The organism is Acidobacteriota bacterium (genome assembly GCA_016703965.1).
Classification (GTDB): Bacteria; Acidobacteriota; Blastocatellia; order Pyrinomonadales; family Pyrinomonadaceae; genus OLB17.
The window spans coordinates 686,581-701,739 of record JADJBB010000021.1; the positions used below are offsets into that span (position 1 = coordinate 686,581).

At 53.2% G+C, this 15,159-nt stretch carries 12 protein-coding genes; 4 read left to right on the forward strand and 8 right to left on the reverse strand.

The features are described from left to right. Positions 1–6: 6 nt before the first annotated feature. From IPG22_10590 to IPG22_10620, 7 genes are all read right to left on the reverse strand, one after another. Complete coding sequence (locus IPG22_10590; protein MBK6588729.1) at positions 7–1,296, reverse strand: MFS transporter; 1,290 nt, start codon at positions 1,294–1,296, stop codon at positions 7–9. Positions 1,297–1,405: 109 nt separating this feature from the next. Then, complete coding sequence (locus IPG22_10595) at positions 1,406–3,295, reverse strand: cyclomaltodextrinase N-terminal domain-containing protein (GenBank protein MBK6588730.1); 1,890 nt, start codon at positions 3,293–3,295, stop codon at positions 1,406–1,408. Then, complete coding sequence (locus IPG22_10600; GenBank protein MBK6588731.1) at positions 3,285–3,899, reverse strand: hypothetical protein; 615 nt, start codon at positions 3,897–3,899, stop codon at positions 3,285–3,287. Before IPG22_10600 ends, IPG22_10595 begins: the two co-directional genes overlap by 11 nt. After that, the gene (gene malQ, locus IPG22_10605; GenBank protein ID MBK6588732.1) at positions 3,877–5,415 is read right to left on the reverse strand and encodes a 4-alpha-glucanotransferase; all 1,539 of its coding nucleotides are present in this window, start codon (positions 5,413–5,415) and stop codon (positions 3,877–3,879) included. The genes IPG22_10600 and malQ overlap by 23 nt, the downstream gene beginning before the upstream one ends. A gap of 7 nt (positions 5,416–5,422) precedes the next feature. Continuing rightward, positions 5,423–6,223: a phytanoyl-CoA dioxygenase family protein gene (locus IPG22_10610; GenBank protein MBK6588733.1), complete on the reverse strand. Its 801-nt coding sequence runs from the start codon at positions 6,221–6,223 to the stop codon at positions 5,423–5,425. 89 nt (positions 6,224–6,312) lie between these two features. Next, complete coding sequence (locus tag IPG22_10615; GenBank protein MBK6588734.1) at positions 6,313–9,651, reverse strand: TonB-dependent receptor; 3,339 nt, start codon at positions 9,649–9,651, stop codon at positions 6,313–6,315. A gap of 202 nt (positions 9,652–9,853) precedes the next feature. Further along, entirely contained in the window at positions 9,854–11,044 is a 1,191-nt protein-coding gene (locus IPG22_10620) for an ROK family transcriptional regulator (GenBank protein MBK6588735.1), read from the reverse strand. Between the two features lie 185 nt (positions 11,045–11,229). Here IPG22_10620 and IPG22_10625 point away from each other — a divergent pair, with 185 nt between their 5' ends. The 4 genes from IPG22_10625 to IPG22_10640 all read left to right on the forward strand — a co-directional run bounded on the left by IPG22_10625 (position 11,230) and on the right by IPG22_10640 (position 14,016). After that, positions 11,230–11,670, forward strand: a complete 441-nt coding sequence (locus IPG22_10625; GenBank protein MBK6588736.1) for a hypothetical protein — start codon at positions 11,230–11,232, stop codon at positions 11,668–11,670. After that, entirely contained in the window at positions 11,667–12,011 is a 345-nt protein-coding gene (gene uraH, locus IPG22_10630; GenBank protein ID MBK6588737.1) for a hydroxyisourate hydrolase, read from the forward strand. The genes IPG22_10625 and uraH overlap by 4 nt, the downstream gene beginning before the upstream one ends. 18 nt (positions 12,012–12,029) lie before the next feature. Further along, complete coding sequence (locus tag IPG22_10635) at positions 12,030–13,367, forward strand: phosphoenolpyruvate kinase (protein MBK6588738.1); 1,338 nt, start codon at positions 12,030–12,032, stop codon at positions 13,365–13,367. A 76-nt stretch (positions 13,368–13,443) separates the two neighbouring features. Beyond that, positions 13,444–14,016 carry a hypothetical protein gene (locus IPG22_10640; GenBank protein MBK6588739.1) on the forward strand — a complete coding sequence of 191 codons (573 nt, stop codon included), beginning with the start codon at positions 13,444–13,446 and terminating at the stop codon, positions 14,014–14,016. Between the two features lie 29 nt (positions 14,017–14,045). Here the strand turns inward: IPG22_10640 and IPG22_10645 are convergent, their stop codons facing one another. After that, entirely contained in the window at positions 14,046–15,131 is a 1,086-nt protein-coding gene (locus tag IPG22_10645) for a VWA domain-containing protein (protein MBK6588740.1), read from the reverse strand. Positions 15,132–15,159: the final 28 nt, after the last annotated feature.

Here is a 15,159-nt window from a genome sequence, read left to right on the forward strand (position 1 = left end):
ATGACATTAGTGGCTGCCGCCGCCGATTCCCTCGATCTTCGCTGCTCCGATATCTTTTACAACCAGTACGGAGACTGCCGCGACGAGCATTGAGATGCCGCCGAGGATGACCGCGTTCAGTGGGTTATTGCCAAGTATTGACTTGTAGATCTGCGGCGTCAGGAAACTCTGAACGACCTGCGGAATAACGATGAACAAATTGAAAACACCCATGTAAACGCCCATTCTTTCCGGCTTGATCGCTCCGGCGAGAATGACATAGGGCATCGAAAGGACCGAAGCCCAGGCAATGCCGACGCCGATCATTCCGATCCAGAGAAAGTATGGATTACCAGCAAAATACGTCGATATAAGCCCAAGGCCGCCGCAGGTCAGGCAGATCATGTGTACGCCCTTGCGGCCTATCTTTGCAGCGAGTGGCGGAATGCCGAAGGCGACAAGAAAGCAAACCAGGTTATAGATCGCAAAGCACACGCCGCCCCATTCGGTTCCTTGCTTAAATAGGTCAGAATGGTCGTCGACCGCTCCGAAAACGTGACGAGCAACGGTCAGCCCGTAGAATTGCCACATGAACGGCAAAGCAAACCACGTGAAAAATTGGACGATCGCGAGTTGCTTCATGGTTGTCGGCATCTCGCGGAATGCGTCACCGACTTCTTTTAGGATATTCCCGACGATGCTGCCCTCGGCATTCTTTCTGCGAAAACTCTCGATGTCATCCGGCGGAAATTCGTCTGTCGTAAAGACAGTCCAAAGAACCGCGCTCAGGAATGCCGCCGCTCCGACGATGAATGCGATCAGCGTTGAATACGGAATGCCGCTCTTCATTATTCCAACCACGCCAAGCCAGGTAAGGATGTATGGCAGGGCATTCGCGAGCGTCGATCCGATGCCGATAAAGAACGATTGCATCACGAATCCGAGCGTCCGCTGCTCCTCAGGCAGTTTGTCGCCGACGAATGCACGGAACGGTTCCATCGTGATATTGATCGACGCGTCCATTATCCAAAGCAAGCTCGCCGCCATCCAAACTGCAGACGAATTCGGCATCAGGATCAAACAAATACTCGCGATGATCGCACCGACCAGAAAGAACGGACGGCGACGCCCGAGCCGCGTCCATGTCCGGTCGCTCATCGCCCCGACGATCGGCTGGATCAGCAACCCCGTGAGCGGCCCGGCAAGCCAGAGATATGGCAGCGAACTCTCATCAGCGCCGAGATATTTGTAGATCGGCGACATATTCGCCATCTGCAATCCCCAGCCGAACTGGATGCCGAGAAAGCCGAAGCTCATGTTCCAGATCTGCCAGAATGTTAACTTTGGTTTGTTTTGCATAACGTTTTATCTGCCCGCGAAATACGCGAAAAGGACGCGAAAAATAGGAATAGGTCTAGAACGAATTTCATCGCAGAGTTACGCCGCGCAGAATGCGAGCAGAACGAGCCGGCAGCTCGACATTTACGCTGCCGTTCTTTACTTCGAAGGACCGAGGCTCGTCAAGCAGATCTACAAACGAGCCATTGGTCTTCGTCTGCTTGATCATCGACACATCGAACGTTACCGTTGCAGGCTTCGTCTCGTTGTTGAAAACGACCACAATTGCTTCCTTGTCGGTCATGCGTGCGTACGCCATCTGCTGTTCTTCGTCGAGCAGGTCAATGGTTTTGCCGCGGCGGAGCGGTTCGAATGTTTGACGGAGTTTTCCGAGTTTTGCCAGGTGATCCCAAACGTCTTTTTCCACCGCGTTTCTTCCTGGTGCGGCGAACTTGTCGATGCCGTCAGCCGGAAAACCGCCAGGGAAATCACGCCTGTTTTCCGGGTCGCCGCCGCTTTTCATGGCGATCTCGTCGCCGTAATAAAGGATCGGCGTGCCGCGTGAGGTCATGATGAGCGTGTTTGCGAGTTTCAGGCCTTCGACGGTCGCTCCGGGTTCGCCGAGAAAGCGTCCGACGTCGTGATTGCCGAGGAAAGTCGAGAGAACCTCGGGCCGCGGGTAGAGCCAGTCGTGGGCGAATGCCTGTGAGACCGCACGGATCGATTTTCCCTGGGCGAACGCATCGCGGATCGCGTAATACGTTGTGAAATCGAAGAGCGTGTCGATCTGCGTGTCGATGCCGTCGTGGCCTTTGCGGCCGGTCTGAAAATACGAGAGCAATGCCGGATCGCCGTCGAAAAGCTCGCCGAGAATGTTTACCTTTGGATATTGACGCTTGATCGCGGCTCCCCATTTCGCCCAAAAGGTACGCGGCACGTGCGGCAGCGTATCCATACGGATCGCGTCGTAACCGACTCGCTCGATCCACCAAATGCTGTTCTGGATCAGGTATTTTTCGACCTCGGGATCGTCCTGGTTAAAGTCGGGAAGAATATCGACGAACCATCCTTCGAGATTGCGCCGCTGCGTCTGGTAGGACGCGCGCGGATTCATCGTCGTCCATTTTTGCCAGTTGTTCGAGAGATGATTGTCGGCGGTGCCGTTCCACCAGCTCGGTGTCGGCGGATCATTTGCCCAGACGTGATACGGCCCGGTGTGGTTGGCGACCTGATCCTGGACCATTTTGAGGCCCATAGCGTGGGCTTTGTCGACCAGCTCTTTTAATTTATCAACATCGCCGAAATGCTCATCGACGCTGTACATATCGACCGCGCCGTAGCCGTGGTATCCCGTGGTTTTTTCCCCGTCGTAAACTTCCTTTTCGTCGAGCTTGTTGTTGTTGTCGTAGATCGGTGTCGTCCAGATCGCGGTCACTCCGAGCGATTTGAGATAGGGGAGTTTGCTGATGATGCCCTCGAGATCGCCGCCGTGATATCGCCGCGTTTTGCTGCGGTCGTAAAGGCCTTTTGAGATCGCGGGGTCATTATTTGAAGTGTCACCGTCAGCAAACCGGTCAGGCATCAGCAGGTAGATGACGTCGTCCGGCGAGAATCCTTGATATTTCCCAACTGCCGACGGCCGCGAGTTGACCTCAAAATCGAATGTAGTTGTTTTACCGTTTCCGTTAACCGACAGTTTCTTTATGCCCGGAGCCGTTGTTGGTGGAATCGTAAGATCAAAGAACAGATAATGGCCGTTCTCGCTGTGTTTGTAATTGCCGGCACTCAAACCGGTAGGAACTGTGACCGTCGCACTCTTCAGGCCGGTGCCGCGAAGCAGCACGCGGACCGGGTTGATCGTCATTCCCGTCCACCAATTCGGCGGATCTATTTTTTCGACTGTCGGGGTCTGAGCCGCCGCCGGTAGAACGTAGGCAGCTAAAAGCAAGACTATTATGAGGCGTATTTTATTTTGCATGTTTCCAAAAAAGTATTGCGCGGCACACCGCGATCAAAACAAAGGCAATTACGATGTATTCAGCGATCCGGATCATGTCCACCAGGTACCAGGCGATCTCGACATTTTCGCCGCCGATCCGCGACACGCATATGAAAGCCTGGCCAAATTCAGTGCCGTCAGATGTTTCTATCGAAACTACTTCTCTCGCCAGCCTTGAGGCTGTAGGGCAAAGAAGCTCCAGCGGCTTGTTGTAGAAGGCGTTTCCGGCCCCGTCGAATATAAATCCCAAGAAGGCAAACAATCCGACATAAAGCCAGACCGAGTCTTCGGAAAACTTGAAACGGAGCGGAAAGACTGCGTCATGGTATTTCCAGAGAAATACCGCCCCAAAGATCAGGAGAGCGACTGACGCGAGGCCTTCGACGTAATAGAACGAGAATTTGAGAGCCAGCATTGCGACAAAAAACAACATCGCTCCAGCGACAAAGAAGACATTCACATGCCTCTCAAAAAGATCATCAAACCAATTCCGCAAGGCTCTCGTCCTCGAGCGAGGAGCGGCTGAAGTTCGAGCTGCCTTTGCATTCTTGGTCTTTTTCTTAGCTTCCGACGCTCCGGCCATAAATTTCCGACAGTTCTTTCAATCTGGCTGCGTTCTCTTCAGAAAGATCGGCACGACTGCATCGCCAGTACCAGTTGCCCGAATCTGACGCAGGCAAATTCATACGGGCTTCCGTGCCTAACCCCAGCACATCCTGCATCGGAGCGATCGCCGTATCCGCAACTGACGCCCATACTGCCCGGATAAAGTCCCAATGGATCTCTTTACCATCTGAAGCGAGGTAACTCAGGCAGTAGTCGTGTTCGCGGCTGATCTCTTTTTCGTCCCGGGTCGAGCCTGCTCCGGCCTGTGAGTTGTACCAACCGACCGTTGTATCGTTGTCGTGAGTGCCCGTGTAGGCGACGCAATTCTTGATGTAGTTGTGCGGCAGATCGTGATTTTTTGCGTCGCCGCCAAAGGCGAACTGCAGGATACGCATTCCCGGATAGCCGAAGCCGTCACGCAGTTCTTCAACATCTGGCGTGATGACGCCGAGGTCTTCGGCAATGATGGCGAGGTCGCCGAGCGAGCGTTTGAGGGCGATAAAAAGCTCCTTTCCGGGCACGTCGACCCAGCGTCCGTTCTCGGCAGTTTTGTCTTTTCCCGGAACTTCCCACGAAGCTGCAAACCCGCGAAAATGATCGATGCGAACGACGTCCACCGTTTGCAGTGTTGATGCAACGCGAGCGATCCACCATCGAAAATCGTCAGCCTGCATAGCGTCCCAATCGTAGATCGGATTGCCCCATAGTTGCCCCGTCTTCGAAAAATAGTCAGGGGGAACACCGGCAACGACCTTTGCTGTGCCGTCCTCGTTCAGCTTGAATTTTTTTTGATTGCACCATACGTCGGCTGAATCGGCAGCGACGAAGATCGGAATATCGCCGATGATCTTGATGCCCTTGCGATTGGCGTATTCTTTGAGCTCAAACCACTGCCTGAAGAACAGGAACTGATAGAATTTTTCAGCCTGGACCTGGTCGTAGAGGTTCTCGTGAGCTTCCTCGATGGCATTGCCGTCTCGCAATTTAAGGGCTGATGGCCATTCGAACCAAGCCTTTTGATCCTGTTGTAATTTGACCGCTCGGTAAAGGGCGTAGTCATCCAGCCAGAAGTCGTTCTGCTGGCAAAAGGTCTCAAATTTGCCGCGAAGATCCACGCTGGTGATGTGATGAAAACCTTCGAAGGCCCGGGGGAGAAGTTGGGTTTTCCAATTATAAACGCCTCCGAAATCCACCTTGTGTTCCTCAAAATCCGGCAGGTCGGAAAGGTCCGTTTCGGTGATCAAGCCGTCCTCGATCAGCATTTCCGGCGAGATCATCAGCGGGTTGCCGGCAAAGGCCGAGAAGCATTGATAAGGTGAATCGCCAAATCCGGTCGGCCCAAGCGGAAGGATCTGCCAGTAAGCTTGACGAGCCGCAGCCAGGAAATCGACGAAACGGTAAGCTTCGCTGCCGAGATCGCCGATGCCATACTTGCCGGGCAGCGAAGTCGGATGAAGAAGAATTCCTGAAGCTCGCGGAAATTTATTGGGCATAAAATTACTAATTCAAAACCGGGCTTAGCGCGCCGTCCGCAAGCGTCCCCGGCTCTTTTCCGTCCAGCCAGGCGTTCAGATCGGCGATCTGATTCTCGTTCTGCGGGTTTGCGATCCGGGCTCCGTCCGCGAAATAGATGATCGTCATCACTTCGCGGAGTCTCGATTCCGACCGATTTTCGCCCGCTCCGTGGATCGTCCAACCCAGATGAAATGTCGCATCACCTGCTTTCATCGACGCGGCCTTTGAAATCTCAAACTTTTCGTCGCGAATGTAAGCCTCATATGTTTCCTGGCTCTCGTCCGAGATCGCCTGACTTCCGATCGGCCCTTTTACATGTGAGCCGGATGCGAAGGTGATCATTCCCATCGTTTCGTCAATATCGACGAGCGGCATCCACATTGTGATCGTGCGGTCGGTATCGAGCGGCCAATAATATTGGTCCTGATGCCAAGGCGTCGCACCGCCGCCCGCCTCCTTAAAGAGAGCCTGATCGTGATAAAGCCGAACCTTTTCTACGCCAAGCAGTTCGGCCGCAAGCTGGGCAAATCTTCGGCTAAAGACAAATTTCTTGACAGTAGTATCCCGCATCCATAGATTCGTCGTCTGCAGGAACGCCTTGCCGTATGTATCTCTTTCTTCGATATTTCGTGATTCGTTGTTATAGCGGAAACCTGCATCGCGGATCGCGGGCCCAAATGCAGCGATCTCATCCGCCGTCGCGACCGACCTCAGTAAAATATGGCCGTCAGCTGCGAATCTGGTTCGATCCGCTCCTGCCAGATCATATTTGTCGCGTAAGTCCATCGTCTCTTTATAAAATCAGGGCGTGAAAACATTATGTTTCACGCCCTGAAAAACAACAACTTTAGGCTACGCTCCGTTGAGCGTGCTGCCTAGAATTGCAGACGTGCTCCGAACTGGATCTGACGATTCGTAAATCCATAGGTCGACGTGATCGTACCAAAACCGTTCGAGGTGCTGGTGTTGTTCAGATCGGTATTCGGCGGCGTAAGCTGCGGCGTATTGAACAGGTTAAAGAACTCGGCACGGAACTGGAACTTAACCCGTTCCGTGATCCCGAAATCCTTGCTTAGTCCCATATTAACCTGCTGACCCGACGGCCCGCGAAGGCTGTTGCGTCCGAGATTGCCGAAACGAGTCGCCGGTGCGTTAGTGAACGCTGAGCGGTTCAGATACAGGCTGTTGTTGCCGGTATACGGATCGCCGGTTAGGTCAACTCTCACACCATCGCGACGAACGTCGAAGGTCTGGCCGCTCTGTGCACGGAAGATGCCGTTGATCTGCCATCCGCCAAGTACCGCGTTCAAACCGCGATTCCAGTTGGTGCCCCAACGTCGTCCGGTTCCCCACGGAAGATCGTAAACCGTTTCGAACGAGAAGACATGCGGGAAATCGAGACGCGAGGTCGCGAACGGCTCGACAAAGTTGAGGTTAAGATCCGCAACGCTGTCGAAGGCACCTTCGCCGTTATCTTTGGTCTTCGAATAGGTGTAAGCCGCACGATACTGCCAACCGTTCGAAAAGCGTCGATTGAGCTGTACCTGAAGCGAATCATACTGCGATTTGCCGTTGTCGTCGCGAACATTGACACGTCCGCCGTTCGTGTAGCACGGTGCGGTCGTGCGTCCGTTAGGACACGCGACGTTCGTTCCGGCTTCGCGGATGTTTCCGTTCAGGTTGTAATAAAGAGCCAGGTTGCGGCCGCGAGTTCCAACGTAACCGACGCTGAGTGCCGTGTTATCGGTCAGCTGACGCTGGTACTGAATGTTGAACTGGTGAATGTTCGAGGTCTTGTTATCCGGCCTGATAGCCAGGACGGTGACGTTCTGAGGATTGTTTAAATTAACATCCGAGACGCTGCCCAGCGGCAAAGCACCGGTCGCGAGACGCGAATCAAGCGAGTTATTGGGGGCACGTCCTGAAAGCGTGATACGGACGCCGTCGGTGTAGTTGAACTGCGAGAATCCGCTGTAAGGTGGATTCTGGGCAAGCTGGTTGTCGATACCGCCGCGATCGAGGAAGTAGAACAAACCGTAACCGCCGCGAAGCGATGATTTGCCCTTGCCGTCAAGATCGTACGCGAATCCGATACGCGGGCCGAAATTGTTGGTATCAGTATCGGTTAGCGAATCCTTGTTGCCTGACGCAACGACGAGGCGTCCGGTGGCGAGATCAAAGTTTGCCTGACGGCCGTACATTTCCGTCGGGTTTGTGAAGTATTCATAACGAAGGCCGAGATTCAGCGTTAGTCTGCTCGAAACCTTCCAGTCATCCTGAGCAAACAGGCCGTTCTCCCAGTTTCGCGTGCCGACCGTTCCGAACGGCGGGCCGATCTGATAGTTACAGACGAATCCAATAAGCAGGTCGGCCTGTTCATTGCCCGTCGAAGCTGCACCGCCGCACTGCGACGGGTCGCCGTTACCGATCAGGAAGAAATAGCCTTTACCGCGGTTCGGACGATAGAGGGCGACATCGCGCCGGATGATCGTACCGCCGAATTTTAAGGTATGGCTCCCGCTCGTGAAGCTGACGCTGTCAACGATCTGATATGTGTTCTGCGGAACCAGATACGGGCCGAAATCACCCGTATATTCGAGCTGGCCGTTATAGCCGCCGATCAATGCCCCGCCGCCGAGGTTAGCATCGCGGTTTGCATTCGGAATTCCAAGATCGGCTGAGATGGCCCGGTCAAAGAATGGAGGGGTATAGCCGAATTTGATGCGGTTCGCCTGAATACGAAATTCATTTACGACCCTCGAACTCAGAACCGAGTTCAGGCCGACAACTAAGCCTTGTGTATCGGTCGGGTTCGTTCCCGAACCAAATCCGGCCGGCAGATCAGGCAGCCTTGAGGTCGTCGTCTGACGAAAACGGCCTTTGCTAAAGCGGCCGAACATCTGATTGTTGGTCGAGAGGGAAGCGTCACCTCTGATATCGAAAGTGTCAGTGTTCGTGTTCTCGACACGTGTCGAGACGTAGTTACTCTGGAATCCTGTTCCGTTGTTAGGCAGCGGGAACGCCTGGAGATATTTCAATCCAACGGGATTGAGACGATTGCCAGCGAGCTGGTCGAGGCGGTTGAATGCCACGCCGTTTCCGTTCGTGCAAAGGATCCCGTTCGTCGTCGTTCCGTTTACACAGACGTTCAGTCCGGTAAGCGGGTCTTTCAGCTGGGTAGTAAGCGTCGAAAAATTACCCGTGCGGAAGGCGGCAGTCGGTACCGACGCAAAATCCTGGCTCACCGGCAGAAACTGGCGAAGGCCTTCGTAATCGCCGAAGAAAAAGATCTTGTCTTTCCAGATCGCTCCGCCAAAGGTGCCGCCGAACTGTCCGCGGCGAAATTCGCGTTTCGATTGTTCAAATGTCGGCCTTGCATCAAGGTTGTCATTTCTCACAAAACCAAATGCACTGCCGAAGAAATCATTAGTTCCCGATTTGACGACGGAATTGATGATACCGCCGCCGCCGCGGCCGAATTCAGCCGTTGCGACGCTCGTTTGGACGCGGAATTCCTGAACCGCTTCAGCCGAAGGGAATACGTTGATCGTGTTTACCAGCGATTCGTTATTATCAACGCCATCGAGCAGGAAATTGTTCGCCTGTGTTCGCTGGCCGTTTACCGATAAAGCCGCACCGCCGGTGTTACGCGCTCGGTACGTCTCGGCATTGCCGGAAACGCCCGTCGCAAATCCAGCGGGAACTCCCTGTGTGACGCCGGGGGTCAGGCGGGCGAGTTCGAGAACATTTCGTCCGTTAAGAGGAAGGTCTACCGCTTCTCGTCCCTGGATCACCTGACTTAGTGCAGATGTCGTACTATCTACCTGCGGAATATCGCTCGTGACCGTCACCGTCTCGGATACCGCGCCTGCTTCAAGGCTAAAATTGAGATCCGCGTTCTGTGCAACCTCGAGAGTTATCTCTTGTTTGGTCGTCTTAAAATTGGTCTGACCAACTTCGATCTGGTAGCGGCCCGGCTGCAGCGACAGAATGCTGTATGTTCCGTCTGCTCCGCTGACCGTTTTGACTTCGCGGCCCGTGCCGATCGATCTAAGGCTAACGGTTGCGCCGCTGATGGCTGCTCCGTTAGCGTCCATGACGGAGCCCGAGATCCGGGCAGATTCCGTCTGCGCGATGCCGAACGTTACGACGCTCAGGATCGAGATCGTTAACATAACGATCCGCTTGAATGTAAGTAGTTTGCTTTTTTTCATACGACTGATCACCTCTGAAAAGTTAAGATCAGCATCGCAGACACCGAATAAATCGAGCAGCTTGCCAACCAGAAATCTAAATTACGGAAAATGCCAATGAGAAACAGAATTATTGTTTGTTGTGTAAACAAACAAAGTTTTAATATAAACGTAACCCGATGTCAAGAATAAATTCGCCAAAAATCAAAAAAAAACTTGAAAATTAATTTGCCGAGGCAAATTTTCTCGACAGAACTAGGCTTATCGAGCCCAATATTGTCGGATTATCACCCAAAGCCGACGGAACGATGTTAGTTCGGACGAGTTCGTGGCGAATACTGCGCTTTGCCATCTCATTTATCTCTTCGCTGATCAGATCCCACGCTTTAACAATGCTCCCCGAGACGACGATCGTCTCCGGGCTGAAGCCGATGATCAAATTGGATATACCGATACCAAGATATCTTGCCGTTTCGTTCAAAACCCTTGTCGCCTGACGTTCGCCGTTTTTTGCCAGGCCGATAAATCTTTCGATATCGATAGCTGCCGCACCGTGGCCATTTACCGAACCATACCGTTGAATTATCGCTTTTTCAGAGGCATGTGCCTCCCAGCAATCGCGTCGGCCGCACGAGCACGTGACCGGTGCATTCTCGCCGACGAACATATGGCCGAATTCGCCCGCCGCGCCGCTCTCGCCGCGGTAGACCTGGCCGTCGACGATGATTCCGGTTCCGATACCCTCGGCGATCAGAAGCATTATGAAGTTTCGCGTTCTCTTTATCTCGTCTGACCCGAACCAGAGCTCGGCGAGAGCGACCGCATTTGCGTCGTTGTCAATGATCACGGGCAAGCCGGTGGCTGCGTGGATCCGCTGACCGATGTCCCAATCTGACCATTGAAAGTACGGTATATACAGCATTCTGCCGGATTCCTGGTCGGCGATGCCGGGAATGCTGATCCCGACTTCCAGGCCGGTTCCTGGATTGTTGTCGGCAAAGTGCGTCACCTTCGACAGGATCTGCTCGTTCATGTAGCCGATGTCCGGAGAGGTCGGAAAGACCTCGCTCCGCATAATGCTCCCGGTCAGGTCGGCGAGAACGATAGTTGTCTCCCGAGGCGTCACATCAACTCCGATAACAGCTGGCGTTCCCGTTCGCAGCCGCAGCAATGTCGGCTTGCGGCCACCTGTCGAATCGCCTGTTCCTATCTCTTCGATCAGCCCTTCGGCCGTCAAATTATCTACGATCGCCGAAACGGTCGAACGCTGCAGAGATGTCTCGCGAGCGATCTCGGCTCGCGAGATCGGAGATCTAGCTCGAACATAATTTAGTACGATCTGTTTGTTAATATCCCGGATCGTATTATGTCGCGCGATTTGGTCTTTTGCTCCATGAAGGTATATCTTTTTCATCTAAACTTATCGCACTTGAGGGGTTTTCCAGATTAAGGTACACAAAGTTTGTTCGAAAAACAAACTAAGATCACACTTTTTCATGATGTTCACAATAATGCGAGCCCCGGCAGTGGTTAATTAGCCGACACTGAGCTCCCTTTTATGGAGCATAAGTTCTTATTTGTGTTATAAATGACAAGCAATTGGAAACTTTTCAAATATACAAGAATTTAGCCTGGCTTAACGACCTATCAGCGGACGAGGCGATGGATGTATTTCGTTCATGCAGCGGTTCGGAGCTCTGGGCTCGGAGTATGGCCGAGAAGCGTCCGTTTGTAATGCTTGACAGCTTGTATGAGGCGGCGGATTCGATATGGTTCGCCCTGCCGCCTGCGGAATGGGCCGCCGCATTCTCGACCCTGCAGGTCGATCTTCCCGCGATAGAACTGGCGGAATTAGCGAGCTTGTATAAGGCGAAGTTCGGGTTTATATTTGTGGTGTGGCCTAATGGGAAGAGTTCCGATGAAATGCTCGCAATATGCCGGGCGCGTCTTGGGAACTCCGTTGAGACGGAAATACAGATAGCCGCCGAGGAACATAGGAAAGTTCTCGTGAGCAGGCTTAACAAACTACTAGAAAAATGAGCGGGATAACAACATACATACTCGACACAACCTCAGGCCGTCCCGGTGCAGGAATTCCCGCTGTACTTGAACGGAAGACACATTCAGCCGGCTGGCAGGCTATCGCCGAAGGTATCACCGACGTTGACGGGCGAATAAACGATCTGCTCGAGCCGAAAGACGTGTTCTTACCCGGACACTACCGGTTGATATTCGAGATCGGCCCGTATTTTTTGCTGAAGAGCATTGAGTGCTTTTTCCCGCAGATCACCATTAGTTTTGTGGTGAAGGATCCGATGCAGCACTACCACGTGCCGCTATTGCTGAGTCCCTTTGGATATTCGACATTTCGAGGCCGTTGAGTCGTAGAAAATACCTCGATGAACAGCACACTTTCCTCTGATATGGTGAAAAGGGTCACCGCTCAGTTGAGTCCAGCCTTAGCCTCTATTGCTGATCAATATCCCGGAGAACGCCCCGAGCGCCAGCCGATCCACACGGTTTACGGCGGAGCGCATCTCTTTAAAGCAGACACAACAAATAAGCTTGGAGTGATCGCGGCAAAGTCGCTGGCGGGCTTTGCTCATGACAGTGGTGCTTTTGCCAGTATTTTTGGCCTGCCGTCTGCCCTGGGTGAGATCGTCCATGCCCGTGTTAACGAAAAACTGGCTCGAGAAGCTATCGAGGATCTGAGGATCGATTTTGAAGATGGCTATGGGGTAAGAACGGATGCCGAAGAGGACGGCCACGCCGTAACCGCTACGGAGGAAACCTCAAAGGCTCTGGCTGCCGGAACTCTGCCGCCATTTTTTGGCATTCGGATCAAATCCTTCAGCCCGGAAACCCTCGCGCGGTCGATCAGAACACTTGTCCTATATCTTACGGCTTTATGCCGCGAAACGGACGGAAGATTGCCGGAGAATTTTGTAGTCACGCTCCCAAAGATCGTTTCGCCCGCACAAGTGACCGCTCTCGCCGACATTCTCGATGAGATCGAAGCCCGACTAAACCTCAAACCTGGGATCATCAAGATCGAGATCATGATCGAGACGGTGCAGTCGATCATTTCGCCGGACGGCCGATCCGCGTTGCCGGAACTCGTCGCAGCCGCCAGGGGACGATGTCGGGGCGCTCATTTCGGTGCGTTCGATTACACCGCCGATTGCGGGGTCACCGCCCAGTACCAGGATCTGCGGCATCCTTCGTGCGATCTTGCCCGGCAGATCATGCAGGTTTCGCTCGCTAGGACCGGCGTTTATCTCTCGGATGGTGTAACAACGGTAATGCCGATCGCCCCGCATCGGGGAGATGCTCTATCTGCGGAGCAGATCACGGAGAACGAAGCAGTGGTTCGTTCAGCATGGCGGCTTCATTACGATAATTGCCGTTGGGCACTGCAGAATGGGTTTTACCAGGGCTGGGACCTTCATCCGGCACAAATTCCGGCCCGTTACGCCGCTGTTTACTCCTTCTTTCTCGAAGGCCTCGACCAGACGTCCGACCGGCTGAATAATTTCCTTGAAAAAGCAGCCCAGGCGACCCTGGTCGGCAATAATTTTGACGATGCGGCTACCGGACAGGGCTTGCTAAATTATTTCACTAGGGCGATCAACTGCGGTGCGTTAACCGAACAGGGAGCATTGGAACGGACCGGGCTTTCGCTCGAGCAGTTAAGATCCGGCTCTTTCGCTGCGATCATCAAACAAATAAACGTCTAGTTTACGCAAGAAACTTTTCAGGCTCCGTTCAATAGAACAACAGCAACTGCTGAATCTATTTGAACGGAGCTTTTATATGCCTGAATTTGACAGCCCTTTGGAGAATGTAAAGATCGCGAGCCCATGTTCGGCTGACTGGAACGAAATGTACGGCGACGAACGGAAGAGATTTTGCGGCGACTGTAAGCTGAATGTTTACAACCTTTCAGGAATGACGAAGACCGAAGCTGAATCGTTGATCCTCAATGCGGAAGGCCGTCTTTGCGTCCGGTTCTACCAGCGTGCCGACGGCAGCGTTATTACTACTGATTGCCCGGTCGGTTTGGCCGGTGTGAAACATCGAACACGCGTTTTCGCGACCGCAGCGGCTTCGCTGCTGATGGCTATTTTGACAGGCGTGTTCTTTGTTTCGATATTCTCGAAGGCGACACGTGTCGTCGTCGGTGAAATGATCCCGTACTCAACGCCTACCCCGGAACCGAGGCCGTTGATGGGAGCTATCGCGATCAACCCAGACACGAATTCCAATAAGCCAAAAGAAGATCCGTATGTCATGGGCAAGATCGCCGTGCCGCCGACGAAAAAGAAGAAAACGATGACCGAAGTAAAAGGTGAAGTGGTTATTCGGGAAGTCGAAAGAACGATGTAAAAGCATTCCGAGCAAACGCCAGTGCCTTTTTACTTTACGTAATATCCCTGCCGCGAACGCAGCCGGAGGCCGCCGGAATTTTGTAGGCCGACGTCGAGCTTGACGTACTTATTGACCGGAAAATCAGCGTCGGAATAATACTGGATCAAATATTGGGCACGTAGTTCGCCGGTCAGCTGCTTGAAGATGCGATCAAGCGTTTCCTCGTTACGCTTCGAATTGATCCCATTTAGCAGCGGATCTTTCATGTTGGTCGAGAGGAATTTTGGTAAGAATGCCGTTCCGCCCGTATCGACTGAAAACCGCTCCAAACCGATCTGCGCACGCTTACTTATCTTGTTAAGTTTGTACGAATCGCCCGCCGGATTGATTACGTAAAAGACCGAATCAGCATTCTGCAGGTCACGAAGGATCTGGGCTTGAGCCTGCAAATGAGCCGCGTCAGTCCGTGCGGCGAGCTGATTTCGCTTTTCCGGGGTGAGTGAATTGACGTCGATGTCGCGATAATTGGCTTTTTCCGCTTCGCGGGTCAGGTCGCTCCAATTGTCCTCGCCATCGGTCAAGGCAACGATCACGCGGCGGCTGCGAACCGGAGCATTTTTTTGCAGGTATTTTGCAGCAGCGGAAACCGTGTCGTAAAACGCCGTGAACTTACCCGAGGGCATGATCGAGCGAACCCGGATCGCGGCCTGGGCCGAGTTTTCCCTCGCCATTGCTGAGATCGGCTTATCGCCTATCAAAAAGATCGTGGCCCTGTCGTCGCCTTTCATTACGCTTTCCAGAAACTGGGCAGCGGCCTTTATCTCAAAATCAAAAAGCGGGTTAACGCTGCCGGAAACGTCCACGAGCAGAGCGATCTCCAGCGGTGTGGCTTCGGCATTTGTAACCTGATCGATGATCTGAGCTTTACCGTCCTCACCGACGCGGAAGTTCTCAGCTTTTAGTCCAAGAATTGGTTCGCCATTGGCGTCAGTTACGGAAACCGGCACGACCACGAGCCGGGATTCGACCTTAATTACCTCATCGTCGGCGGGTTTCGGGGTCGGTGTCTGTGCGTTTACGGCAATACCGCCGAAAAGGGCTAAGACCAGGCCGAACCAAGATGAATTACGCATTTAGGAACTCCGTAAACGAACGGCAAAA